The organism is Nonomuraea solani (genome assembly GCF_900108335.1).
In the GTDB taxonomy this organism is placed as follows: domain Bacteria; phylum Actinomycetota; class Actinomycetes; order Streptosporangiales; family Streptosporangiaceae; genus Nonomuraea; species Nonomuraea solani.
Genome location: NZ_FNVT01000013.1, coordinates 233,864 through 257,770, shown reverse-complemented (window position 1 = coordinate 257,770; position 23,907 = coordinate 233,864). Strand labels below are relative to the sequence as shown.

At 70.7% G+C, this 23,907-nt stretch carries 19 protein-coding genes; 9 read left to right on the top strand and 10 right to left on the bottom strand.

What is annotated here, in order from left to right; translation table 11 throughout:
• Positions 1 to 27: 27 nt before the first annotated feature.
• Positions 28 to 813, top strand: a complete 786-nt coding sequence (locus C4V41_RS37975; protein WP_103960829.1) for a GNAT family N-acetyltransferase — start codon at positions 28 to 30, stop codon at positions 811 to 813.
• Here C4V41_RS37975 and C4V41_RS37970 read toward each other — a convergent pair.
• The 4 genes from C4V41_RS37970 to C4V41_RS37955 are packed head-to-tail and all read right to left on the bottom strand — an operon-like array spanning position 803 to position 4,548.
• Positions 803 to 1,627 (bottom strand): class II fructose-bisphosphate aldolase, encoded by an 825-nt coding sequence (locus C4V41_RS37970; protein WP_103960828.1) that lies wholly within the window; start codon positions 1,625 to 1,627, stop codon positions 803 to 805. The two genes, C4V41_RS37975 and C4V41_RS37970, sit on opposite strands and share 11 nt — an antisense overlap.
• A gap of 10 nt (positions 1,628 to 1,637) precedes the next feature.
• Entirely contained in the window at positions 1,638 to 2,546 is a 909-nt protein-coding gene (locus C4V41_RS37965) for a 1-phosphofructokinase family hexose kinase (protein ID WP_103960827.1), read from the bottom strand.
• The gene (nagA, locus tag C4V41_RS37960; protein ID WP_103960826.1) at positions 2,546 to 3,679 is read right to left on the bottom strand and encodes an N-acetylglucosamine-6-phosphate deacetylase; all 1,134 of its coding nucleotides are present in this window, start codon (positions 3,677 to 3,679) and stop codon (positions 2,546 to 2,548) included. The genes C4V41_RS37965 and nagA overlap by 1 nt, the downstream gene beginning before the upstream one ends.
• A complete protein-coding gene (locus tag C4V41_RS37955; RefSeq protein WP_103960825.1) occupies positions 3,676 to 4,548 on the bottom strand; it encodes an SIS domain-containing protein in 873 nt (290 codons plus the stop codon). The genes nagA and C4V41_RS37955 overlap by 4 nt, the downstream gene beginning before the upstream one ends.
• A gap of 326 nt (positions 4,549 to 4,874) precedes the next feature.
• Between C4V41_RS37955 and C4V41_RS37950 the strand changes: the two genes are divergently transcribed.
• Together C4V41_RS37950 and C4V41_RS37945 are read left to right on the top strand one after the other, a co-directional pair.
• The gene (locus C4V41_RS37950; RefSeq protein ID WP_103960824.1) at positions 4,875 to 5,645 is read left to right on the top strand and encodes a DeoR/GlpR family DNA-binding transcription regulator; all 771 of its coding nucleotides are present in this window, start codon (positions 4,875 to 4,877) and stop codon (positions 5,643 to 5,645) included.
• Between the two features lie 72 nt (positions 5,646 to 5,717).
• Entirely contained in the window at positions 5,718 to 7,472 is a 1,755-nt protein-coding gene (locus C4V41_RS37945) for a glycerol-3-phosphate dehydrogenase/oxidase (protein ID WP_103960823.1), read from the top strand.
• Positions 7,473 to 7,540: 68 nt separating this feature from the next.
• Here C4V41_RS37945 and C4V41_RS37940 read toward each other — a convergent pair whose 3' ends face one another.
• The 3 genes from C4V41_RS37940 to C4V41_RS37930 form a co-directional block, all read right to left on the bottom strand.
• Complete coding sequence (locus C4V41_RS37940) at positions 7,541 to 8,782, bottom strand: S8 family peptidase (protein WP_103960822.1); 1,242 nt, start codon at positions 8,780 to 8,782, stop codon at positions 7,541 to 7,543.
• A gap of 150 nt (positions 8,783 to 8,932) precedes the next feature.
• The gene (locus C4V41_RS37935; protein WP_200824489.1) at positions 8,933 to 10,858 is read right to left on the bottom strand and encodes a beta-propeller domain-containing protein; all 1,926 of its coding nucleotides are present in this window, start codon (positions 10,856 to 10,858) and stop codon (positions 8,933 to 8,935) included.
• A 32-nt stretch (positions 10,859 to 10,890) separates the two neighbouring features.
• On the bottom strand, positions 10,891 to 13,080 hold the full coding sequence (locus tag C4V41_RS37930; protein ID WP_160150524.1) for a WD40 repeat domain-containing serine/threonine protein kinase: 2,190 nt from the start codon (positions 13,078 to 13,080) through the stop codon (positions 10,891 to 10,893).
• Positions 13,081 to 13,203: 123 nt separating this feature from the next.
• Here C4V41_RS37930 and C4V41_RS37925 point away from each other — a divergent pair, with 123 nt between their 5' ends.
• The 3 genes from C4V41_RS37925 to C4V41_RS37915 all read left to right on the top strand — a co-directional run bounded on the left by C4V41_RS37925 (position 13,204) and on the right by C4V41_RS37915 (position 16,381).
• Positions 13,204 to 14,709, top strand: coding sequence for a succinic semialdehyde dehydrogenase (locus tag C4V41_RS37925; RefSeq protein WP_103960820.1), 1,506 nt, complete (start codon positions 13,204 to 13,206; stop codon positions 14,707 to 14,709).
• 16 nt (positions 14,710 to 14,725) lie between these two features.
• The gene (locus C4V41_RS37920) at positions 14,726 to 15,319 is read left to right on the top strand and encodes a TetR/AcrR family transcriptional regulator (RefSeq protein WP_103960819.1); all 594 of its coding nucleotides are present in this window, start codon (positions 14,726 to 14,728) and stop codon (positions 15,317 to 15,319) included.
• A 78-nt stretch (positions 15,320 to 15,397) separates the two neighbouring features.
• Positions 15,398 to 16,381 carry a PLP-dependent cysteine synthase family protein gene (locus C4V41_RS37915; protein WP_103960818.1) on the top strand — a complete coding sequence of 328 codons (984 nt, stop codon included), beginning with the start codon at positions 15,398 to 15,400 and terminating at the stop codon, positions 16,379 to 16,381.
• On the opposite strand, the gene C4V41_RS37910 is transcribed toward C4V41_RS37915, so the two are convergent.
• The gene (locus C4V41_RS37910) at positions 16,362 to 17,105 is read right to left on the bottom strand and encodes a GNAT family N-acetyltransferase (RefSeq protein ID WP_103960817.1); all 744 of its coding nucleotides are present in this window, start codon (positions 17,103 to 17,105) and stop codon (positions 16,362 to 16,364) included. The genes C4V41_RS37915 and C4V41_RS37910 overlap by 20 nt on opposite strands.
• A gap of 54 nt (positions 17,106 to 17,159) precedes the next feature.
• On the opposite strand from C4V41_RS37910, the gene C4V41_RS37905 reads away from it, so the two are divergent.
• Together C4V41_RS37905 and C4V41_RS37900 are read left to right on the top strand one after the other, a co-directional pair.
• A complete protein-coding gene (locus C4V41_RS37905) occupies positions 17,160 to 18,653 on the top strand; it encodes a DUF885 family protein (protein ID WP_103960816.1) in 1,494 nt (497 codons plus the stop codon).
• Between the two features lie 57 nt (positions 18,654 to 18,710).
• Positions 18,711 to 19,526 (top strand): SDR family NAD(P)-dependent oxidoreductase, encoded by an 816-nt coding sequence (locus C4V41_RS37900; RefSeq protein ID WP_160150523.1) that lies wholly within the window; start codon positions 18,711 to 18,713, stop codon positions 19,524 to 19,526.
• On the opposite strand, the gene C4V41_RS37895 is transcribed toward C4V41_RS37900, so the two are convergent.
• Entirely contained in the window at positions 19,523 to 20,440 is a 918-nt protein-coding gene (locus C4V41_RS37895; RefSeq protein ID WP_146103940.1) for a hypothetical protein, read from the bottom strand. The genes C4V41_RS37900 and C4V41_RS37895 overlap by 4 nt on opposite strands.
• Before the next feature lie 61 nt (positions 20,441 to 20,501).
• Between C4V41_RS37895 and guaA the strand changes: the two genes are divergently transcribed.
• Positions 20,502 to 22,085 (top strand): glutamine-hydrolyzing GMP synthase, encoded by a 1,584-nt coding sequence (gene guaA / locus C4V41_RS37890; RefSeq protein WP_407670124.1) that lies wholly within the window; start codon positions 20,502 to 20,504, stop codon positions 22,083 to 22,085.
• A gap of 66 nt (positions 22,086 to 22,151) precedes the next feature.
• On the opposite strand, the gene C4V41_RS37885 is transcribed toward guaA, so the two are convergent.
• Positions 22,152 to 23,750 (bottom strand): DUF1996 domain-containing protein, encoded by a 1,599-nt coding sequence (locus tag C4V41_RS37885; RefSeq protein ID WP_146103939.1) that lies wholly within the window; start codon positions 23,748 to 23,750, stop codon positions 22,152 to 22,154.
• Between the last annotated feature and the right edge of the window lie 157 nt (positions 23,751 to 23,907).

The window sequence follows — 23,907 nt, the reverse complement described above, 5'->3', positions numbered from 1 at the left end:
GAGGTCGGCGCCGTCCTAGCATGCGGGATGGCTGATCTTGCGCATGTCAACGATCTGGCGTACGAGGGCGACCGCGTCATCAAGCGGTACGTCACGACCAGGCCCGATGCGGCCGAGCGCGAGTGGCGGGCACTGACCCTGCTGGCCGAGCACGTCCCCGGGCTGGCGCCGGAGCCACCGGCCTGCGAGGAAGGCGTCACGCCGGTGTTCGGGGCGGGCGACGGCAACCTGGCCAACTTCCTGTGGGACGGCACCAGGGTCCGGATCGTCGACTTCGAGGACTCCGGGCACAGCGACCTGGCCTATGAGGTGGCGGAGCCGCAACCCGCCCGGCACCTTCGGGCGGCAGGTCGAACGGGTCCTGGCAAGATTGGGCGCATGAGACTGGCGGGAGCGGGCGACAGGGAGGTCGTGGAGCGGCTGGTCCACGACGCCTACGCGCCGTGGATCGAGGTCATCGGCATGCGGCCGCTGCCGATGGAGGCCGACTACGCGGCGCTCATCGCGGCGGGCCGGGTGCACGTCACCGACGAGCTCGACGGGCTGATCGTGCTCGTTCCCGAGGACGGCGTGCTGCTGGTGGAGAACGTCGCCGTCCGTCCCGAGGCGCGGGGCAAGGGCCTCGGGCGGGGGTTGATGGCGTACGCGGAGGAAGAGGCGCGCCGGCTGGGGCTGGCCGCGCTGCGCCTCTACACCAACGTGAAGATGGCCTCCAACATCGCCTTGTACGAGTCTCTCGGCTACGTCGAGACCGGCCGCGAGGGCGTCGAGGGCCGCTCGGCGGTCCTGATGCGCAAACAGCTCAGCCCGTGAGCACCCCGAGCAGGTGCGTGACCTCGCGCGCCACCGCGTCCCGGCCCGCCTTGACGTATTTGCGCGGGTCCACGACCCGCTCGTCGTGGGCCAGGTAGTCGCGCAGCGCGCCGGTGAACGCCTTGTTCAGGTGGGTCGCGATGTTGATCTTCTTCATGCCCTCCCGCACCGCCTCGCGCAGCACGTCGTCGGGCACCCCCGACGAGCCGTGCAGCACCAGCGGCACCGGCACGGCGGCCCGCAGCTCGGCGATGAGCTCCAGGTCGAGCACCGCGTCCTTGGTCGTCATGGCATGTGAGGTGCCCACGGCCACGGCCAGCGCGTCCACGCCGGTCCTGGCCACGTAGTCCACCGCCTCGTGCGGTTTGGTACGGGCCCCAGGCGCGTGCACGCCGTCCTTGCCCCCGACCTCGCCCAGCTCGGCCTCCACCCACACGCCGCGCTCGTGGCACCAGGCCACCACCTCGGCGGTGGCGGCGACGTTGTCCTCGTCGGGCAGGGCGGAGGCGTCGTACATGACCGAGCCCAGGCCCAGCAGGACCGCCTCCTCGACGAGCGCGCGGTCGGTGGCGTGGTCGAGGTGGACGGCCACCGGCACGTCGGCCTGCCGGGCGACCGAGAGCGCGGCCAGCGCGATCGGTTCGAGCGCGCCGTGGTAGCGCACGCAGTTTTCGCTGATCTGCAGGACGACCGGCAGGGCCAGGGCCTCGGCGCCGGTCACGATGGCGGTGGCGTGCTCAAGCTGGATCACGTTGAACGCGCCCACGCCCGCGGGCGACTGACTGACGATGTCGCCGATGGTGGCGAGGGGCATGGCGGGCTCCTTACGTGATGATGATCTGGGGGTGGATCTCGGTGTAGACGTCTCGGTCGAACTCCCCGGCCACCGGCCTGGCCACGGCCGCCGCGCCCAGCGCCGCGGCCCGCCTGAGCCGCTCGGGCCACGGATCCGACTCGACCAGGCCCAGCGCCAGCCCGGCGACCAGCGAGTCGCCGGCCCCGGTCGGGTTGCCCCGCACGGTGTACGGCATCCGCGCCCGGAACGTTCCCTCCCCGGTGACGGCCAGCAGCCCGTCGGCGCCCATGGACACCACCACCGCCTCGGCGCCCTGGCTGCGCAGCTCCTGCGCGCCCTCGACCGGGGTGCCGCCGGGCACGGCCCTGGCCAGTTCCTCGGCGTTGGGCTTGACGACGGAGGGGCGCCCCTTGGGCGCGTGGCGCAGGGGCTCGCCGTCCGCGTCGACGATGGCCGGGACGCCCTGACCTGCCGCGATGGCCGCCAGGGTGGCGTAGGTGCCGGCGGGGACGCCGCGCGGCAGGCTGCCCGAGATGACCACCGCCTCCGCCGTCGCCAACAGGTCCTCATACGTTGTCATGAAATTTCGGAGCTCGTCCGGGGTTACCTCAGGGCCGGGCTCGTTGAACAGCGCCGTCCGCGGATCGGCCGTGTCGGACACCGTGAGGGTCGAGCGGGAGTCGGCGGCGACGGGGCACAGCGTGTGCCGCAGGCCCGCCGCGCGCAGGTCGGCCTGGACCGCCTGCCCGGTCGGCCCGCCGGCCAGGCCCGTGACCAGCACGTCACGGCCGAGCGTGGCCAGCACCCTGGCCACGTTGACGCCTTTCCCGCCCGCACGCCTGTGCACCGCGCCGACCCGGTTGACACCGTCCCAGTCGACGCCGGGCACCTGGTAGGTCACATCGAGGGCGAGGTTGAGCGTCACCGTGAGAATCATCAGGGCTCCGTGATCCAGACGCCGTCCTTCAGCACGCCGTCGACCTCCAGCGAGTCGGAGAGAACCACCAGGTCGGCCGCCTTGCCGACGGCGATCGAGCCGATCCTGTCGGCCAGGCCGAGCACCCGGGCGGGCGTCAGCGAGGCCACCTGCACAGCGTCGGGCAGCGACATTTCCATGTCCTGGACGCCGCGCCGGAACGCCACGTCCATGGTCAGCGTCGAGCCCGCGATCGAGCCGCCCTCGACCAGCCGGGCCACGCCGCCGTCCACCCGGACCCGCATGGGGCCCAGCACGTAGTCGCCGTCGCCCAGGCCGGCGGCCGACATCGCGTCGGTGATCAGCACGGTCCTGCCGGGGCCCGCCACCTCGTACGCCAGCCGCAGCATGGCCGGATGCACGTGCGTGCCGTCGTTGATCAGCTCGACCGTCACCCGCTCGTCGTCGAGCAGCGCCGCCACGGGCCCGGGGGCGCGGTGGCCGAGCGGCGGCATCGCGTTGTAGAGATGCGTGGCCACGGTCGCGCCCGCCTCGATGCCCGCGATCGTCTGGTCGTAGTCGGCGTCACTGTGGCCCACGGCCGCGATCACGCCTTCCGCCACGGCCATCCTGATCGTGTCGAGCGCGCCGGGCAGCTCGGCCGCGATGGTCACCATGCGCACGTGCCCGCGCCCGGCCTCGACCAGCCCGGCGAACTCCTTCGGCGACGGCTCACGCAACAGCGTCGGGTCATGCGCGCCACAGCGGGCCTTGGCGATGTAGGGGCCCTCGAAGTGGATGCCGGCCAGCAGACCGTCGTCGCACAACTCGGCCAGCGCCGCCGCCGCCCTGGTCAGACCCTCGATGGAGTCGGTGACCAGACTGGCCACGGTCGTGGTGGTGCCGTGGCGGCGGTGCAGCGCCACGGCGTCGCGCGCCTTGTCCTGCTCACCGGTGGGAAACGAGCCGCCGGCGCCGCCGTGGTTGTGGATGTCCACGAAGCCGGGCACGACGTGCCGCCCGCCCACGCTGAGGCCCGGACCTGGGGCGGATCCATGACCGACATGCGTGATGCGGCCGTCTTCGATGGTCAGCCACCCCTCGTGAACTCCCTCGGGCGTCACGATCCTGGCGTCGGCAAGAGTAAGGCTCATGAAGAAAGGATCACAGATCGCGTGAGGTGCATGGGCTCGTCCGGGTCGAGCCCACGGGCGAAGGCTCTGGCGACCGCCACCCGCTGGGCGCGGATCAGCTCGGCCATCGGGTCGAGCCCGGTCTCGAAGAACGTGCCGCCGGTCTCCTCGACCTGCGCGCGCAGGCCCTCGGGAGCGGTGCCGAGCATCCACGTCACCCGCCCGGGCGCGGCGATGCTGATCGGGCCGTGCCGGTATTCCATCGCCGGGTACGCCTCCGTCCACGAACGGGACGCCTCACGCATCTTCAGCGCGGCCTCCTGGGCCAGGCCGACCGACCAGCCGGTGCCGAGGAAGCTGAACTGCTCGGCGTCGACCAGCTCACCGGGCAGCGGCGCGGACACGGCCTGCTCGGCGTCCGCGATCGCCTGGGTGAGGTCCTCGCCCAGGCCGGCGCGGAGCAGGGCGAGCTGCGTGGTGGCGAACCTGGTCTGCACGACCGAGCGCTCGTCGGCGTAGTCGAGCACGATCAGCTCGTCGGCGGCCGTCATGATCGGCGTGTCGGGGTCGGCGGTGATGGCCGTGGTCTTCGTGGTGGTCCGGGAGAGCAGCTCCAGCACCTCGGTCGTGGTGCCCGAGCGCGACAGGGCCAGCACACGGTCGTAGGCGCGCCCGGCGGGGAACTCGGAGGCGGCGAACGCGTCGGTCTCGCCCTGCCCGGCCCGCTCGCGCAGCACCGCGTACGCCATCGCGATGAACCACGACGTACCGCAGCCGACGACGGCCACCCGCTCACCTTCGCGCGGCAGCGCGTCGGCGGGCACGTTCGCGACGGCGCGCCGCCAGCACGACGGCTGGGACGCGATCTCGGCCTCGGTGTGGGTGGTCACCACTTACCTCCCGTGATTGATTGTTTCTGCTGTTTTTATATCAGCTCAGAGCATGAATGAACACCGTTGGCTCTGGAGTTCCAGGTTGTGGCACGCTGTGTGGATCCGCAGCGGAGCGAGGACATCCACGCAGCGTTCCGAGCGGAGCTCGGCAGGTGGACACTGTGTGGATCCGCAGCGGAGCGAGGACATCCACACAGCCTTCCGGGCGGAGGCTCGGCAGTTGGACACTGTGTGGATCCGCAGCGGAGCGAGGACATCCACACAGGCTTCCGAGCGGAGCTCGGCAGATAGGCACTGTGCGTACTCATCTCAGGGAGGCCTTCGTGTCCCGCTACGACCGCTGGAACGCCATCCTCGAGCTGCTCTCCCAGGAGGGAAGGCTGTCGGTGGAGGAGGCCGCTCAGGCGCTCGACGTGTCCACCGCGACCATCCGGCGGGACTTCGACCAGCTCGCTCAGCAGCAGATGCTCATGCGCACCCGAGGCGGCGCCGTCGCCCAGAGCGTCAGCTACGACCTGCCCCTGCGCTACAAGACCGCCAGGCACGCCGACGAGAAGCACCGCATCGCGGCCGCCGCGGCCGAGCTGGTGGCGCCCGGCGGCGTGGTCGGGCTCAACGGCGGCACCACCACCTCCGAGCTGGCGCGCACCCTCGCCACGCTGTCCACGCTGGAGAGCGGCTTCACGGTCGTCACGAACGCGCTCAACATCGCCGCCGAGCTGACCGTCCGCCGGCACGTCAAGCTCGTGGTGACCGGCGGGGTGGCCAGGCAGCAGTCCTACGAGCTCATCGGGCCGCTGGCCAACGGCGTGCTGGAGCAGGTGACGCTCGACGTGGCCTTCCTCGGGGTGGACGCGCTCGACGTCGAGCTGGGCGCCTCGGCCCACCACGAGGGCGAGGCCAGCGTCAACCACCTGCTGATCAGCCGGGCCGCGCAGGTCGTCGTGGTGGCCGACTCCTCGAAGGTGGGCAAGCGGGCCTTCTCCCGCATCTGCCCGATCAGCCAGATAGACACGCTGGTGACCGACGCCCAGCTCTCCGACGCGGCCGCGGGCCGGCTCACCGACGCGGGGGTCAAGGTCGTCCGCGCCTGACCTTTTGTTACAGGTAGCTCCCTCTGCGGGTAGGTATGCAACGCAGGGGACAAAGCCGTCGCAGGGGGAGATATGACGTCGGGAAGGAGCGCGGCCCGGCTCGGGCCCGCCGAACGGGCCGAGGCGCTGGAGCTGATGACGACCCAGGAGCTCGACGTGGTCGTGGTGGGCGGTGGCGTCGTAGGGGCCGGCGTCGCGCTCGACGCCGTGACACGCGGGCTCGATGTCGGCTTGGTCGAGGCCAGGGACTTCGCCTCGGGCACGTCGTCGCGGTCGTCCAAGCTCATCCACGGTGGCCTGCGCTACCTGGAACAGCTCAACTTCGAGCTGGTACGCGAGGCGCTGCGCGAACGCGCACTACTGCTCCAGCGGATCGCCCCGCACCTGGTCAGGCCGGTGCCGTTCCTGTTCCCGATGACACACTACGGCTGGGAACGCCCCTACGTCGGCGCGGGTGTGGCGCTCTACGACACGCTGGGCTTGGCCGCCGGGCAGGCCCGCGGCGTGCCGGGGCACCGGCACCTGTCCAGATCGCGGGCGCTACGGCTGGCCCCGGCGCTGAAGAAGAGCGCGTTCACCGGCGCCATCCAGTACTGGGACGCGCAGGTCGACGACGCGCGTTACGTCATGACCATGCTGCGCACCGCCGCCACCTACGGCGCGCACGTCTCGCCCAGGGCGCAGGTGGTGGGCTTCCTGCGGGAGGGCGAGCGGGTCACCGGCGTGCGCGTACGCGACCTGGAGAGCGGCGCGGAGCTGGAGGTACGCGCCCAGCAGGTGGTCAACGCCACCGGCGTCTGGACCGACGACATTCAGGAGCTGGTCGGCGGGCGCGGCCAGATCCACGTACGCGCCTCCAAGGGCATCCACCTGGTGGTGCCGCGCGACCGGATCCACTCGCGGACCGGGATCATCCTGCGCACGGAGAAGTCGGTGCTGTTCGTGATCCCCTGGGGCCGCCACTGGATCATCGGCACCACCGACACGGAGTGGACGCTCGACAAGGGCCATCCGGCCGCCTCCCGGGTGGACATCGACTACCTGCTCGACCACGTGAACGCCGTGCTGTCCGTGCCCCTGACCCGCGACGACGTCGAAGGTGTGTACGCGGGGCTGCGGCCGCTGCTGTCCGGCGAGTCCGACGAGACCTCCAAGCTGTCCAGGGAGCACGTGGTCGCCCATCCCGTGCCGGGGCTGGTGATGATCGCCGGCGGGAAGTACACGACGTACCGGGTCATGGCCGAGGACGCGGTGAACGCGGTGGCCCACGGGCTCGACCAGCGGGTGCCGCGGTCGTGCACCGACCGGGTGCCGCTGGTGGGGGCCGAGGGCTACCAGGCGCTGTGGAACTCCAGGCACCGCATCGCGCAGAGCTCCGGGCTGCACGTGGCCAGGATCGAGCACCTGCTGCAGCGCTACGGCTCGCTGATCGACGAGGTGCTGGAGCTGATCGAGGACGACCCGTCGCTGGCGCGGCCGCTGAGCGGGGCCGACGACTACCTGCGGGCCGAGATCGTCTACGCCGCCACCCACGAGGGCGCCCGGCATCTCAACGACGTGCTGACCCGGCGTACCCGCATCTCCATCGAGACCTTCCACCGCGGCCTGGCCGTGGCGCAGGAGGCCGCCGAGCTGATGGGCGGGCCCCTCGACTGGGACGGCGAGCAGGTGAAGCGGGAGGTCGAGTACTACACCAAGCGGGTGGAGGCCGAGCGGCGCTCCCAGGAGCAGGACTCCGACCAGGGGGCCGACGCGATCAGGCTGGGCGCCCCCGAGATCGTCCCGGTCGTCGTGCCGGAAGACGCGGTCGCGCCGGAACACACATAGGAGGGGGCGGCCCGCGGCGCTGCGGGGTCCGCGGACCGCCCTATCCAGGATGGTTCTAGATCACGGCGTTAGTAGCGCGTCGCGTCGTGCACGTCGAGCAGCGGCTCCTTGACGCCGTCGCCCGAGTCGTCGGTCCAGTTGGAGTTGCCGGTCGCGATCAGCGTGCTGCGGACGGCCAGCGAACCCGCCCGCGTGGTCGGCTTGCGGGTGCCCGAGGTGAGGATCCCGGCCGCGCCGGCCACGTGCGGGCTGGCCATCGAGGTGCCGCTGATCGTGCTGTAGCCGCCGCCCCGCCAGGTCGAGTAGATGCAGGTGCCCGGCGCGGTGATCTCCACCGTGGCACCGAAGTTGGAGTAGAAGGCCGAAGTGTCGTCCTGGTCGGTTTCGCTGCGGCACGACAGCGTGCTGCCCCCGGCGCCGCCCGGCAAACCGTCGTTGTCGGTCAGCGCCGAGACGGTGACCACGTCGGGGTGGTTGGCGGGGAAGAACGAGGACGTGTTCACGTGGCTGTTGCCCGCGGCGACGACGACCACGATGCCGGCGTTGACCGCGTTCGTGATCGCGTTGCTGATGGCGCTGCTCGAACAGCCGTTGCAGCCCAGGCTCAGGTTGATGACCTCGATGGTGGCGGCGCGTGCCACCACCCAGTTGAGGCCGGCGGCGATGCCGGCCAGGGTGCCGGAGCCGGCCGCGTTGAGCACCTTGACGCCGTGGATGCGGGCGCCGGGCGCGACGCCCACCGGGCCGATGGTGTTGTCGAGGGCGCCGACGGTGCCCGCGACGTGCGTTCCGTGGCCGTTGTCGTCGGTGCCGGAGTTGTTCACGCACAGGCCGGTGAGGCAGTTGGCGCGGGCGACCACGTTCAGGTCGGGATGGGTCTGGTCCACGCCGCTGTCGACGACGGCGACATCCACATTGATGCGTACGTCGTCGGTGCCGTCGATGTCCAGGTTGGGGTTGGCGGGGCCGAAGATGCGCCGTACGCCGGTGGGGACGGTCTGCGGGAAGCCGATGACCTCGGCGTCGGGCTCCACGGTGAGGACGTTCGGGTTCCGCTTGAGCTGTTCGGCGGCGCTCGCGCTCAGGCGGGCGGTGTAGCCCTTGAAGGCGTGTTCGTAGACGCCGACGAGCTCGCCGCCGACCTGCGCCATCTGGTCCTGGGCGGCGGTGCGGGGCGCCTTGCCCAGCGTGGGCCTGAGCTGGACGATGTACGTCCCCTCGGCGCTCTCCTGGGCGGCCGCGGGAATCGGGACGGTGAGTAAGGCCAGTGCGGTGACGAGCGATGCGAGCAGGGGGGTGCGTGATCGCATGGCGGCCTTTCTTGGGACGGGGACCGGAGTCCGCGATCTGACACGCCTCGTCCGATCCGACTTGATGGTGTAAGTAAAGCTTTCATCATTTGTACGGATAAGTCCATAAAAAAGGTGCCGATTCGTTACGAATCGGCACCGGATGGTCGCTTAACGGAACGGGATCCACGCCTGTGAGGCGAGCGTGGCGGCGTCGTTGACCTGGACGCCCTCATGGGAGAGCGTCCAGATGGCGTCCCCGATGACCATCGACCGGTCGATGCCGGGCTGGAAGGTGAACTCGTCCCCCTCCTGCTTCACCTTCGGGTGCTCGATCATGCCGACCTTGCTCACGCCCGCGTCGTCGATCTTCAGGACGAGAGCGCCCGACTCCTTCTGCGACGACAGCGGGATCACCGACAGGCCGGTCTTGGGCCAGTACAGGAACGCGTGCGGGTCCCACTCCGCGCCTGAGCCCGAGTCCTTCTGGAAGAGCTGCGACAGCCTGCGCGGCGCGGCCGGGTCGCTGACGTCGAACAGCGAGACCTGCGTGCCGAGCGTCCTGCCCTTCTCACTGGCCTCCTGGCCGATGCCGATCAGCCGGCCCTCGTTGCCCGGGTGCAGGTACGCCGAGTAGCCCGTGATCTTCAGCTCGCCCGTCACCTTGGGGGCCGCCGGGTCGCGCAGGTCGAGTGTGTAGAGCGGGTCCACCTGCTTGAAGGTGACCACGTAGCCGACCGCGCCGATGAACCGCACCGAGTAGATGCGCTCGCCCGCGCCGAGACCGCCGACCTCGCCCGTCTTGGCCATGGTGTCGGCCTTGAGCACATGGACGGTGCTCGAACTGGTCTTGCCGTCGGACGAGGTGAGCGTGGTGGCGGCGCGGAGGTGGCCGTCGTGCTCCGACAGCGAGTACTGGTTCAGCAGCCGGCCCTGGACCTTGCCCGAGGCCACGTATTTGGGTGCGCCGGGCGCCGTGACGTCGAGCCGGTGGATCTCGGTCTCCTCCGGCGGGGCCGTGGGCGTGACCGCGGGCTCGCCGGGCGTGGGGTCGTCGGCCGGGGCGACCGGGGTGTCCACGACGGGGGTGGGCATCCACCAGCGGGGGTTGCTGGCGACGTACAGGCTCTGGCCGGTGCCGTAGACGATGTCGCCGTCGGCGGCCAGGCTGATCGGGTCGGTGCCCGAGTCGGTGACGCCCTGCGCGAGGTCGAGGGTGTGCACGGTCAGCAGCGAGGTGCCGGTGTAGTCGGCGGGGTGGCTGACCCGCTCGCACTTGACCGCGTCCTGCCTGACCTTGCCGGCGGCGTCCGTGATCTCGACCTTGGGCAGCCAGGCTTCGGCGGGGGCCTTGCGTACCACGGCCTGGTTGGCCTTGACCTGCGCGGCCTCGTTGAAGTCGCCGGTGGGCTGGGGGAACTCGATGTCGGGCTGGCTGCGGGTGACGATCCTGACCGTGGAGCCGATCATTCTGGCGTCCACGTACGAGCCCTGGGGCTTGATCGTGCTCAGGACCTTGGGCGTTCCCGCGAGATCGACCAGCACGTAGCGGGTGTCGGCGGGCGGGGCGAACGAGCGCGCCTTGTACATGATGTCGCCGCCGCGCATGAGCACCAGCGCGCGGTCACCCGAGATCAGCAGGTCGGCGGGGGCGCTCGGGCCGTCGCCCTCCGTCAGCTTGAGGGAGGCGGTGATCTTCTTGGTGGCGGTGTCGATGATCCGCAGGGTTCCGTCCGAGACCACGAAGATCCGGTTGCCATCGGTCTTGACCAGGTCGGGCTCGTCCACGCCGGCCTCGTGCACGTTGGTCGTGGAGTGCTCGGGCGCCGCCTGGGACCTGCCCTTGGCGGCGACCGCGGAGTCCTCCATGTACGCGATCGGCATGACGCCGCCGAAGCCGTACGCGGTGACGTTCTGGAGAGCGCGTTCGCGCAGCCCGCCGAGCAGGTCGTCACAACTGCTGTAGGCCACCAGCCGGATCTGTGGCAGGGAAACCGGTTTACCCTTCCCGGTCGGCCCTTCTGGCGATGACGTGCAGGCGGCCGTGACCACCGCGAGCGCCGCGGCGGTCACGGCCGTACGGATCAGCGTCTTCATGACCTCCATCACGGCTCACCGGGCGGGATGGTTCAGAAGCCCTTGGCCGGGTTGTAGGTGAAAGTGGGGCTGAAGTCGACGTCGTTGGGCACTTCCAGCATCTTGCGCAGCAGTTCGCCCTCGAAGTCGATCACCTGGACGCTGTCGGTGGTGGTGCTGTTGTCCTGCTCCCAGCAGTAGAGGTGGGTCTCGTCGTAGAAGCCGAGGACCTTGTCGCAGTCGGACTGGAACGTCCGCAGGCGCTTGCCCGAGGACGAGTCCCAGATGCAGTGGTCGCTGTCGCCGCCGTCGGGGCAGTTGGTGACGAACGCCTTGCCGGAGGGCGAGAAGATGTCCTGGGTGCCCGCCGACAGCGTGCCGATGCCCGCCGTGGAGCGCGTGGCCTCGCCCTCGACGTCGAAGAAGCGCAGGCGGCGGTTCTTCTCGTCGCCGTAGATGTTGACCGCGCCCGTGTCCTCGCCGTCGAAGCCGAAGGCCGTCTCACGGATGGAGGTGTCGTCCACGTCGACCCTGGTGATCTTCTTCGTGGCCCGGTCCACGACGACGAACCCGAGGTAGCGCCAGTTGCTGCCGACCTTCCGCTCGATGTTCAGCAGGATCTTCGAGCCGTCCTTCGACCAGGCCCTGATGCTGCTGATCAGCGGTTCCTTGACGGTCTTGATCGTCGAACGCTCGTCGGTCTGACGGTCGGTGACGACGATGAAGTCGTAGCTGTCGCTGCTGTAACTCCGGCCCCTGCTCGCCAGGTAGCGGCCGTCGGGGGAGACCATCGACTCCCAGTTGGCCGCGTATTTGGCGAACGTGCCGCGCAGCGAGCCCCTGGCGTAGTCGATCCAGTCGTCTTCCTTCTTGTTGTAGATCTCATAGGAGGTCAGGATGATCGCGTCCGCGGGGTTCTCCCACAGGGAGATCGTTCCGCCGGGGAGCGTTCTCTTGCTGCCGGTACGCGGGACGGCGACCGGGGTGGGGGACGGGGGCTGGGTGCTCTTCCTGGGGCGCTCCGTGGTCGGGGTCCGCGTGGGGTCGGCGGTCACCGACGCTCTGTCGATCTGGACGATCACCACCACGACGGCGAGCAGGAGCAGGGCCACCGCGACCGTGATGCCGGCGATCACCGGGCCCTTGTTGCTCTTGCGCGGTGTGGCCGGGTGGGCGCGGTGGGGCGGCATCGTGGTCTGCTGCTGCCAGGTCGCCGGGGGCCGGCCCATGGGGGCGCCGTGCTGGTTCGCGTAGGGGACGGGGCCTGAGGCGGGGCCGTACGGCGGGCCCGAGGGCGGCCCGGACGGCGGCCCTCCCACCGGTCCCGACGGGTGGCCCGAGGGCGGGCCTGCCATCGGCCCGGAAGGCGGCCCGGACGGGTGGCCGGACGGCGGGCCTCCCATCGGACCGGACGGGGGTGCGAAGGGTTGTTGTAGAGGGGCCGCCTCCGCGGCGGCCTGCGCGAGCATGCCGGAGTTCGCCGTCGGCTGCTGCAGCAGGCGCATGATCACCTGCTCGGCCGTCGGCCGCTGCGCCGGGTCCTTGGCCAGGCACGCGATCACCACCTCGCGCAGCGGACCCGCGCCGAGCGCCCCCAGGTCGGGGTTCTGGTTGAGCACCCGGTTGATCACCGCGGGCATCGTGTCGCTGCCGAACGGCGCCCGCCCCGAGGCGGCGAACACCATCGCCCCGGCCCACGCGAACATGTCCGCGGCCGGCCCGACCGTGTGCCCCATGATCTGCTCGGGCGGCATGTACGCCGGCGTGCCCACGACCATGCTGCTGATCGTGGAGGTGGCGTTCAGCGCCCGCGCGATGCCGAAGTCGATCACCCGGGGCCCGTCGGTCCCGATGATCACGTTGGCCGGCTTGAAGTCGCGGTGCACGATCCCGGCCTGGTGGATGGCGGCCAGGGCGGTGGCGGTGCCGATGGCCAGCCGGTGCAGGACGGACCCCGTGCGCGGCCCCTCCTCCTGAACGACCCGCTGTAACGAGGGCCCCTCGATGAACTCGCTGACGATGAAGGGCCGCTCCTGTTCGAGCCCCGTGCCCAGGACGGCGGCCGTACAGAACGGCGCAACCTGCTGAGCCACCTGGACCTCGCGCAGGAACCGCTCCACGCTCACCTGGTCGCCCGCCTGATCGGGCCGCAGCCACTTGACCGCGACGTTGGTGCCCGAATGATCTTTGGCGAGGTAGACGACGCCCTGACCGCCCTCTCCGAGGCGGCCGAGGAGATCCATTCCCCCAGTCGCTGTGGATCTCCGGGTCGTAGCGGAGCGAAGGATGCCATGAGGGGATTCTGGCCCCATGCGCCTCTTCCGCAAAAACTACCGGCGGGTAGCGGGGCGGAATATCCTTCTGTCATGCAGGTGACGTCCAGTGGCAGGACACGGAACATCATCGCCCCCTTTACCGGCGAAACCCTCGCTGAGCTGCCCATATCGGGGCCAGACGACGTACGGAAGGCGTACGAGAAGGCCAGGGCCGCCCACATCGACTGGGCCGGCAGACCGGCCGCCGCGCGCGCGAGACCGTTCCTGCTCCTGCACGACGCGATCCTCGACCGCAGGGACGAGATCCTCGACATCGTCCAGAACGAGACCGGCAAGGCGCGCAAGCACGCCTTCGAAGAGGTGCTCGACGTCGCGGGCTGCGGTCTCTACTACGCCCGGCGCGCCGCGCGCCTGCTCGCCCCGCGCGCCCGCAAGGGCATCTTCCCCGTCGCCACCCGCGTCATGGAGCTGCGCCAGCCCAAGGGCGTGGTCGCGCTGATCTCCCCGTGGAACTATCCGCTCTCGCTCGGCGTCACCGACGCGGTGCCCGCGCTGCTGGCCGGAAACGCCCTCGTGCACAAGCCGGACACGCAGACCGCCCTGTCCACGCTGTGGACCATCGACCTGCTCGCCGAGCTGGGCATGCCGCGCGAGATCTGGCAGGTCGTGCTGGGCGAGCCGGCCGACATCGGCGACGCGCTGCTGGACCACGCCGACTACGTGGCGTTCACGGGCTCGACGCGCGGCGGCAGGAAGATCGCGGAGGAGGCGGCCAAGCGGCTCATCGGCTGCTCGCTCGAACTCGGCGGTAAGAACCCGATGGTGGTGCTCGACGACGCCGACCTCGATGTGGCCGTTCAGGGCGCGCTGCGTGGCTGTTTCACCAACGCCGGTCAGCTCTGCCTGTCCATCGAGCGCCTGTACGTGCACGCGTCCGTGTTCGACGCCTTCACCGAACGCTTCGTGAAGCAGGTCAAGGCGCTCAAGCTGGGGCCCGGCCGCGACTGGTCGGTGGAGATGGGCTCGCTCACCTCGCGGCGCCAGCTCGACGCGGTCAGCGCGCACGTGGCCGACGCGGTGGCCAAGGGCGCGACGCTGCTGACCGGCGGCAGGGCCAGGCCCGACCTCGGCCCGCTGTTCTACGAGCCGACCGTGCTCACCGGCGTCGGCGAGGACATGGATCTGTGCCGCAACGAGACATTCGGCCCGGTGGTCGCGCTCTACCCGTTCTCCTCCGACGAGGAGGTGGCCGAGCTGGCCAACGACACCATCTACGGCCTCAACGCCTCCATCTGGACCGCCAGCCTCCCGCGCGCCCGGCGGCTGGCCGCCCGGGTCAAGGCCGGCACGGTCAACATCAACGAGGGGTACGCCTCCGCGTACGCCTCCTATGACGCGCCCATGGGCGGGATGAAGGCGTCGGGGCTGGGGCGCAGACACGGGGCCGAGGGGCTGCTGCGCTACACGGAGGTCAAGACCGTGGCCTCGCAGGCGGGGTGGCTGGGGTTCGAGCCGCCGCGCGGGGTGCCGTACGAGAAGTGGGCGGGGGCGCTGGCCACCACGCTGAAGGCGATGCGGAGGCTCAGGCTGAAGTGAGGTCTACGCTGTATACATGAGTGAGCGGGGTACGGCCGGGCGCATCGTGGAGGTCGCGCGGGCCATCCTCGTCGCGGAGGGGGCGGGCGCGGTCAGCATGCGGCGCGTGGGAGACGCCGTGGGCATCACCGCCATGGCCATCTACCGGCACTACCCGAACAGGGACGCGCTGCTGCGGGCCGTCGCGGACCGGTCCGCGCGTGAGCTGGCGGAGGCGTGGACCCTGCGGTCGTCTTCCGGGGAGCTGGCTGACCGGATGTCGGTGGCGCTCGACGACTTTCTGGACTTCGCACTGGGGAGTCCGCATCTGTACCGATTTCTGACCTCCGACGCCTGGGCGGGGGCTCGGCGTTTCCCCGAGGACTTCCGCGATGGGCAGGGGCCGCCGTTCAGCGTGGTGGCGGCGCTGGTGGAGGAGGGGATGCGGACGGGGTTCATGCGGGAGGACGATCCGCTGGAGACGACCATGGTGGTGACGTCTTGTGCGCAGGGGCTGGTGCAGCAGTATTTGAGCGGGCGGATCGGGATGGACGAGGCCGACTTCCGCGCGCTGTGCCACCGGTCCACGTGGCGGCTCCTCAACGGCCTCCTGACGAACCGCCACCCGTGATGGCGCGCCGCCGTCGGGGCTGTCGGCTTGTGGCGAACGGGGCCGGTGGGGTGGGTGCGTGGATGGGAAGGTGGCTGGGTGAGCTGGAATGAGCGGGCCCTCAAGGTGCTGACGGCGGGGGAGGTCACTCCGCTGATCGACGTCCCCGTGCGGGTGCCCGGCGTCAGGCTGGTGTTGAAGGACGAGTCGGCCCAGCCCACCGGGAGTCTGCGGCACCGGCATGCCAGGGCGTTGTTCCGTCAGGCCGTGCGAGACGGGCTGATCGGTGAGGGCACGACCGTGGTCGAGGCGACGGGCGGCAACGCGGCCGTGGCGCAGGCGTGGCACGCCAGGCGGCTCGGGTTGCCGTACATCGTGGTCATGCCCGGCAAAAGGGGCGAGCAGCGGGCCAGGCCCGTGGGGGAACTGGGCGGTGAGTGCAGGTTCGTGACGCCGCCTCCGGCCATCTATGACGCGGCCCGCCGGATCGAGGGGCACTTTCTCGACCAGTTCGGCCGGGCGGCCGAGCACGATCTGGCGGAGGAGTTGTTCGGGCAGATCAAGCCCGACTGGGTGGTGACGGGCGCGGGGACGGGGGCGACCTCGGCCACGCTGGGCCGGTGGGTCCGGGAGCGGGGGGAGAGGTGCCGGGTCGCGGTGGCGGATCCGGAGAATTCGGCGTATTTCCCGGGATGGACCCTCGACGCGCCCGACTACGCCACCGGGATGCCCTCGCGGATCGAGGGCATCGGGCGGCCCCGCATGGAGCCCGGGTTCCGTCCCGATCTCGTCGATCGGGTGATCCCCGTTCCCGACGCGGCGAGTACGGCGGCGGCCAGGCACATCAGGGAGATCACCGGAGCGCCGGTCGGCGGCTCGTCGGGCACCGCGCTGTGGGCGGCCCTGGAGCTGATCGAGCGCATGCGGGAGCGAGGGGAGACCGGCACGGTGGTGTCCCTGATCGGCGACGCGGCCGACCGGCACCTGACGACCTACCACGACGACGGCTGGGCCGCCGAGCGGGCACTCGACCTCGCCCCGTACACCGCCAGGTTGAGCCTGCTCAGACCAGTGGGTGGGTGACCCAGACGTTGGGCTCCACATAGACGGCGTGGTCCTGTTCGGCGTCGCAGTGCACCGGGCTGAGCGCCCCCGGCACCTCGACGGCGCCGGAGCGGTCGAAGGGCAGGCCGGTCCACGTACGCCACTCCGCCAGCGTGCCCGCCACCACCATGGAGCGCGGCGCCACCTTGACGATCTTCCCGCCGGCGCGCACGTGCACCCGCAGCCAGGCGTCGTGGGGCAGGCCGTCGGAGCGGGTCCGGTGGGCGTACTCGGTCATGGGGGTGTGCGGTTCGAGGTGTTTGCGGCTGGGGCGTACCGGTGCGACGAGTTCGGCGTAACCGAGGCGGGCGGCCAGGTCGCGCATGGCGGCCAGCATCACCGAGGACAGCCCTTTGCCCTGCAGGTCGCGCCGTACGGTGACCTCCAGCGCGGAGACGGCGTTGGCGCGCAGGCCCCGCGCGCGGGCCAGCCAGGCGGACCGGAGCACGCCGTCCCACCCGTCGTCGGGCAGTTCGCCCCCATCCGACCGGTACGGCACCATGCACCCTCGCGCCACCAACCGCCCCGGCTCGCTGGAGTCGTCGGCCACGAGCACCCAGTCGGCGTACATCGTCGTGGCGAGCGGATAGAACAGGTCGGCGAGGGGATCGTTCAGCACGAACTCCTGCCACGTATGGTCCATGTCCCATAACGACGACGCGAACTCGGGACGCTCGGCGAGCGTCGTGATCTTGAGGGGCATGGCAGCATCTTCGCACCATTTCCGGCATGAGTACCGTGCGCTAGCGTCGGCGACATGACAGAACTTGACGCCAGGCTGCGCGCGATCGCCGACCTGATCGCGCCCGAGGCTCGCGAGGGCGGCGGCAGGCACGAGTACGACGGCCGAATCCAGGACCTGTCGCCGGAGGGCGTACGGGCCGGGCTGGCGCGGCTCGGCGAGGGAGCCGCACCCGCCGATCCCCACGACGCCAGGCATCTCCAGGTGTTCGAGGAGAGTCTGCGTTACCAGTTCGGCGACCTCGAACTGCACCGCAAGAACCCCCTGGTCCACCTGTCCAACCTCGACCTCGCCTGCTACGACCGCGACTACGCCCCGGAGGCGGAGCGCGCCGCGGCCAAGGCGGACCATCTCGCGCTCTGGCCCGAGGCAGTCGAGCACGCGATCGCCGCGCTCGACCAGGTGCCGGCCCCGGTCGCGACGTCCCTGATCGGGGCGTTGCGCGGACTGTCCGCCGGGATCACGGACGAGGCCGCGCTCCAGGCCCACGCCCGGCTCGTCGCCCACGTCGAGACCGCCGCCACCGACGGCGACCCCGACGCGGCCCTCGGGGGCGAGGCGCTGGCCAGGCTGATGGGCACCGCGGAAGGGCTGCCCGTCGACCTCGGCCGGCTGGCGGAGCGAGCCGACGCCGAGCGCGACCGGCTGATGGCGCTGCTCGCCGAGTCCTGCGCCAAGCTGGGGGAGAAGGACAGGGCGCCGCTCGACGTCGTACGCGAGCTGGTCAAGGACCACCCCACCCCCGACGGCGTGATCGAGGCGGCCAGGATCGGCACCGAGAAGGCCATCGCGTTCACCCGCGAGAAGGACCTCGTCCCCTACCACGACGGAGAGTGCCTGGTCGGGCTGGCGCCCGAGTCACGCCGCTGGGCGATGGCCATGATGGCGTGGAACGCGCCCGGCGAGGCCGAGGGCCCGTCGTGGTACCACATCACGCCGCCCGACACCTCCTGGCCGGAACAGGACCAGGAGGAGTGGCTGGAGATCTTCAGCAGGACGACGCTGCCGGCGATCAACGTCCACGAGGTGGCTCCCGGCCACTTCTCGCACGCCAGGGCCCTGCGGCGGGCGCCGTCGGAGGTGCGCAGGCTGCTGCAGTCGATGGCGTTCATCGAGGGATGGGCGCACTACGCCGAGGAACTGTGCGTCGAGGAGGGCTTCGAGCCCGACGACCCGCGCTTCGAGATCGGTGTCTGGGTGGAGGCGCTCATCCGCGTCACCCGGCTGGCCTGCGCGATCGGCGTGCACACCGGCCAGATGACGGTCGAGGAGGGCGCCAGGCGCTTCGCCGCGGACACGCACCTGGCGGGCCCCGCGGCGCTGTCGGAGGCCCGGCGGGCGTCGTTCGACCCGACGTACGGGCGCTACACCTGGGGCAAGCTGCTCATCCTCGACCTGCGGGAACGGGCGCGCAAGGAGTGGGGCGCGGGCTACACCCCGCAGCGCTTCCACAAGTCCCTGCTCGACCTCGGCTCGCCGCCTCTGGGACTGATCGACGCCATCCTGTAGCGTCGGCCCCGGTCGGAAAGGACCGGCAGGGAAGGCATTGGCCAGGGAGGTCGATCCGTGCGCGAGCTGTCCGGCAAGGTCGCCGTGGTGACGGGTGCGGCGAGCGGCATCGGGCGGGCGCTGGCCCTCCGGTTCGCCGCCGAAGGCATGACGCTGATGCTCGCCGACGTGGACTACGGCGGACTCGCGGAGACGGCCGCCCTGGCGGGGGAGGCCAAGGTGCTGACGCAGATCACCGACGTCTCCGACGCCGCCGCCGTCCGCCACCTGGCCAACCGCTGTTTCGGGGAGCTCGGCGCCGTCCACGTCCTCTGCAACAACGCCGGCGTCTTCCAGGGCGGCCACATGTGGACCCGGGCCGAGGAGGACTTCGCCTGGCTGCTCGGCGTGAACCTGTGGGGCGTGCTGCACGGCATCCACGAGTTCGTGCCGCGCATGATCGAGCAGGACACCGAGGGCCACATCGTCAACACGATCTCCGTGGCGGGGCTGTTCGCGTCACGGGGATCGGGCGGGTACGCGGTCACCAAGTACGCCGCCCTGGCCGCCTCCCAAGCTCTCGCCCAAGACCTGGCCGCCGCCGGTGCCAAGCTCCGCGTGACCGCGCTCTGCCCCGGCGCGGTCAGGACGCGCATCGGCGACTCCGACCGCGTACGCCCGTCCGGCCCGGTCGACATGCCCACGCCGGATGAGCGGGAATCGCGGGAGCAGGTCGGCAGGGCGGTCACGGAGGGCATCGAGCCGTCTGAGGTGGCCGACCTGGTCGTGACGGCCATCCACGAGGAGCGGTTCCTGCTGCTGACCGACCCGAAATACGCCGCCCGGCTGCGCCTCCAGACCGAGACCCTGCTCACCGGCCACCTACCCGGCTAATGGTGACGGTCGTGGGCCAGCATCCGCACCACCGTCCCGTCGGGCGGCCTGACCAGCAGCCGGACCGAGTCGCCCGGTAGCACGTCCTGATAGAGGCACTGCTCGACCACGAACGCCGTCGCCGTACGCGAGCTGCCGTCGTGCAGGGCGATGTAGTAGTGACGGGGCTCGGCGTCCACCCACCGCTTGACGACGTGCCCGGTCACCTCCTGCCGCCCCGGGCCGCGCGGCGAGGCGGGCTCGATCTCCCCGGTCTGCCAGCCGCTGCCGGTGAAGATCCACTCCTGCCGCGGGTTCACCGGGCCGGTCCCGGCGATCTCCTTGCCGCGCGGCGTGAGCAGGAATCCCCGCCCGCCCATGAGCAGCGAGATCCCCGCGACGAACGAGACCATCGTCGCGATTCCCCCGGCCCACCCGATGCCGGCCACCGTCACGGTGGTGTACCAGGGCACGACGAGCGCCGCCGCCAGCAGCAGCGGCACGGCGAGGCTCGGCCAGCGCCGCCGCGCCAGGCCGAGGTCGATGGCGCACTGCCGGACGAGGGGGACGAACCCGCCGTCCAGATCGACGCCTTCGGGCATGAGAGCGATCTCCGGCGCCTGCGGTGCTCCCGCCAGGCGCGCGCGTACCCGTTCCAGCACCCACTTCTCGTACGGCCGCGGCGGCTCTTCCAGGGCCTCGCCCAGCGACAGGCGGTCGCCCTCGATCGTCACCCAGCCGCGCCCGGCCAGCTCGAACAGCGCCGAGTGGAACACGTCCTGAGCTCGCATCCCACGTAAGAGCTCGGCCACGGGAGCGGGCACCGGATCATCGGCGCCCCTCTCCCCGGCGTCGCGGCGAGCGGACAACTTGAAGGCGGCGGCCAGCGTGGCGGCCCACGCCACCCACGCCATGACCGGCCAGACAAGATCCATTGTTCTGTGTTAGCACGTGTGCCCGTCCCAGGCCAGGCGTAATACGCAAGGCCGATACACTGTGGTCACCGCATTTCGCCTTTGGGGAGGGTCTCGAGTGTCTGAATTCGACACGGTCCTGGTGGTCGACTTCGGCGCACAGTACGCGCAGCTCATCGCCAGGCGTGTGCGTGAGTGCCACGTCTACTCCGAGATCGTGCCCTCGACCATGACGGTCGAGGAGATGATGGCCAAGAACCCCAAGGCGATCATCCTGTCCGGCGGCCCCTCCTCGGTCTATGCCGAGGGCGCCCCGCCGGTGCCGCACGGGCTGTTCGCTACGGGCGTGCCGACGTTCGGCATCTGTTACGGCTTCCAGGCCATGGCCCAGGCGCTGGGCGGCGACGTGGCCCGCACGGGCACCGCCGAATACGGCGGCACCGCGCTCGAAGTGCTCAACGAGGGCGTCATCTTCGCCGGCCTGCCCGCCAGCCAGAAGGTCTGGATGTCCCACGGCGACAGCGTGGCCGCGGCCCCCGAGGGCTTCACGGTGACCGCCTCGACCGATGAGACGCCGGTCGCCGCCTTCGAGCACCCCGACCGCGGCCTCTACGGCGTGCAGTTCCACCCCGAGGTGCTGCACTCCGAGCACGGCCAGGCGGTCCTCAAGCACTTCCTCGACGCGGCCGGCTGCCGTCCTTCGTGGACCATGCTCAACATCGTCGAAGACTCCGTCGAGGCCGTGCGCCGCCAGGTCGGCGAGGGCCGCGCGATCTGCGCGCTGTCGGGCGGCGTCGACTCGGCGGTGGCCGCCGCGATCGTCCAGCGCGCCATCGGCGAGCGGCTGACCTGCGTCTTCGTCGACCACGGCCTGTTGCGCAAGGGCGAGGCCGAGCAGGTCGAGCGCGACTTCGTGGCCGTCACGGGCGTCAAGCTGCGCGTGGTCGACGCCGCCGACCGCTTCCTGAAGGCTCTTGAGGGCGTCACCGACCCCGAGGAGAAGCGCAAGATCATCGGCCGCGAGTTCATCCGCGTCTTCGAGGACGAGCAGCGCGCCATCATGGCCGACGGCCCGGTGGAGTTCCTGGTCCAGGGCACGCTCTACCCCGACGTGGTCGAGTCGGGCGGCGGCACCGGCACCGCCAACATCAAGTCCCACCACAACGTCGGCGGCCTGCCGGAAGACCTGCAGTTCAAGCTGGTCGAGCCGCTGCGGGCGCTGTTCAAGGACGAGGTCAGGCGGGCGGGCGAGGAGCTCGGCCTGCCCGCGGCCATGGTCTGGCGCCAGCCGTTCCCCGGCCCCGGCCTCGGCATCCGCATCGTCGGCGAGGTCACCCGCGACCGCCTGGCCCTGCTCCGCGAGGCCGACGCGATCGCCCGCGAAGAGCTGTCCAGGGCCGGGCTCGACCGGCAGATCTGGCAGTGCCCGGTGGTGCTGCTGGCCGACGTACGCTCGGTCGGCGTCCAGGGCGACGGCCGCACCTACGGCCACCCGGTGGTGCTGCGGCCGGTGACGTCGGAGGACGCCATGACGGCCGACTGGGCGCGGGTGCCCTACGACGTGCTGTCGCGCATCTCGACCCGGATCACCAACGAGGTTCGCGAGGTCAACCGGGTGGTCCTCGACGTGACCAGCAAGCCTCCGGGCACCATCGAGTGGGAGTGATCTCCTAGGCGGAAACGAAGGGCACCACACCTCTTGGAGGCGTGGTGCCCTTTCACGTTCGCGGCTTCAGCATTTCTTGTTGCTGTTGACGCAGTTCACGACCTTGTCCATGAGTGCCTCCGACATCACGCCGACGGCGCCGGCATGGTCGGTGTTCGGGCTGTTCTGTTCGCTGTCCAGGCCGTCCACCACGAAGGGGACGTCGGTGCCGTTCGCCGCGGGGGCGGGCACGTCGTTGTCATAGGTCAGCGTGATCCGTAGTTGCGGAACGGCCTCCGTACCGCTCGGGCAGGCACCGCTCTCGTCCGGGAAGGCGAGATGCGCACGGTGGTCGGCACTGTCGAGGTTCTGGCCGTCCCAGCAGCTGGGCATGTCGAAGACACGGACCACATCACTGTTGGACGGGCAGATCGGATACTTGTCGGTCAGGCGGTCGGTGAAGCCGGTGCAACTGAACGTCGGGCGCGCGTTGTCGCCGCCGTTGCTCGCGGCCCTGGCGTCGCCGGAGAGCATCCTGAGGAACTGCGGTGCCGCCTTGACGTCCGTGGAGGCGTTGCCGCGATACTCCAGCCGCACCTTCGCGGGCTGTACGGGAGCGTCGGCGACACGGAGCACCGGCCAGAAGTACGCTGACTGGTCGGCCTCATTGCGGCAGGTGGTGTCGGCGTCGGCGAGGCTGTCGTTGGTGGACAGGGCGTTGGCGGACATGTTGCCCACGTACTCGTACTGGGCCTGGGCTCCGTCGGTCACGCCGGGGGCGGTGATGACGTTGCCGGAGTTGCTGTTGTTCTCACCCTTCGTAGCGCATTGGGAGACGAACGTGCCCGTCGAGCCGTTCTCGCCGGCCTTGGGCTGATCCGCGGGCGTGACGTCCTGGATGTCGACGAAGTCGGCGGTCGTCACGCCGGTCGTGGACGTATTGCCGGCACTGTCGAGGGTGCAGGTGGCGAGGGAGTCGAGGCCGGTGGGGCGCTCGGCGACGCGGCCGATGGCGATGGCGATGCGGTCGAGGGCGGCGGCTCGCTTGTCGGCGAGGGGGCCGAGGATGGCGTTCTGGACGAAGTTGGCGCCGCCTTGTCCGGCGGAGTCGGCTAGGCGGTCGTTGGCCTCCTGGAGTTGTTTGTCGAGCTGGGCGACATTGCGGTCGACTTCGGCCTGGGCGGCGGCGGGGACCTCTTGGAGCTGGTCCGTCACGTTCGGGCAGGTGATGGTCTGACCGTCACCGGCGCTCGCGCTCGCCGAAGGCGACGGAGAGTCCGAGGGCGCCGCCGACTCGGAAGGAGCCGGTGAATCTGAAGGCGCCGGCGAGTCGGAAGGTGCCGGAGTGCCGGTGTTGTCGCCGTCGAGGGTGCAGGTGGCGAGGGAGTCGAGGCCCGTGGGGCGCTCCGCGACGCGGCCGATGGCGATGGCGATGCGGTCGAGGGCGGCGGCTCGCTTGTCGGCGAGGGGGCCGAGGATGGCGTTCTGGACGAAGTTGGCGCCGCCTTGTCCGGCGGAATTGGCTAGGCGGTCGTTGGCCTCCTGGAGTTGTTTGTCGAGCTGGGCGAGGTTACGGTCGACTTCGGCCTGGGCGGCGGCGGGGACCTCTTGGAGCTGGTCCGCCACGTTCGGGCAGGTGATGGTCTCAGCCGCGGGTCCCTCCGCGCTGACCTCCAGCTTCACCACGCCGGCACCCGCTGATACCGGGGACCCCGCCAGCACGAGCGCGATGCTCGTCCCGAAGAGGAAAGTCCCCGTCAAGGGCCTGAATCGCCGTCCCCCCGATCGATTCCGCATGCGACTACTCCTTCCGATGGGCAGGAAAGTCCGGTCTTGGGGAGGT

What these genes read in the sequence shown, in the direction of transcription:
- C4V41_RS37920 (WP_103960819.1), top strand. Translation starts at nt 14,726, where the DNA reads ATGAGTGAGCGGGGTACGGCCGGGCGCATCGTGGAGGTCGCGCGGGCC.
- C4V41_RS37965 (WP_103960827.1), bottom strand. Translation starts at nt 2,546, where the DNA reads ATGATTCTCACGGTGACGCTCAACCTCGCCCTCGATGTGACCTACCAG.
- C4V41_RS37935 (WP_200824489.1), bottom strand. Translation starts at nt 10,858, where the DNA reads ATGAAGACGCTGATCCGTACGGCCGTGACCGCCGCGGCGCTCGCGGTG.
- C4V41_RS37930 (WP_160150524.1), bottom strand. Translation starts at nt 13,080, where the DNA reads ATGGATCTCCTCGGCCGCCTCGGAGAGGGCGGTCAGGGCGTCGTCTAC.
- C4V41_RS37925 (WP_103960820.1), top strand. Translation starts at nt 13,204, where the DNA reads ATGCAGGTGACGTCCAGTGGCAGGACACGGAACATCATCGCCCCCTTT.
- C4V41_RS37945 (WP_103960823.1), top strand. Translation starts at nt 5,718, where the DNA reads ATGACGTCGGGAAGGAGCGCGGCCCGGCTCGGGCCCGCCGAACGGGCC.
- C4V41_RS37905 (WP_103960816.1), top strand. Translation starts at nt 17,160, where the DNA reads ATGACAGAACTTGACGCCAGGCTGCGCGCGATCGCCGACCTGATCGCG.
- C4V41_RS37940 (WP_103960822.1), bottom strand. Translation starts at nt 8,782, where the DNA reads ATGCGATCACGCACCCCCCTGCTCGCATCGCTCGTCACCGCACTGGCC.
- C4V41_RS37910 (WP_103960817.1), bottom strand. Translation starts at nt 17,105, where the DNA reads ATGCCCCTCAAGATCACGACGCTCGCCGAGCGTCCCGAGTTCGCGTCG.
- C4V41_RS37975 (WP_103960829.1), top strand. Translation starts at nt 28, where the DNA reads ATGGCTGATCTTGCGCATGTCAACGATCTGGCGTACGAGGGCGACCGC.
- nagA (WP_103960826.1), bottom strand. Translation starts at nt 3,679, where the DNA reads ATGAGCCTTACTCTTGCCGACGCCAGGATCGTGACGCCCGAGGGAGTT.
- C4V41_RS37970 (WP_103960828.1), bottom strand. Translation starts at nt 1,627, where the DNA reads ATGCCCCTCGCCACCATCGGCGACATCGTCAGTCAGTCGCCCGCGGGC.
- C4V41_RS37895 (WP_146103940.1), bottom strand. Translation starts at nt 20,440, where the DNA reads ATGGATCTTGTCTGGCCGGTCATGGCGTGGGTGGCGTGGGCCGCCACG.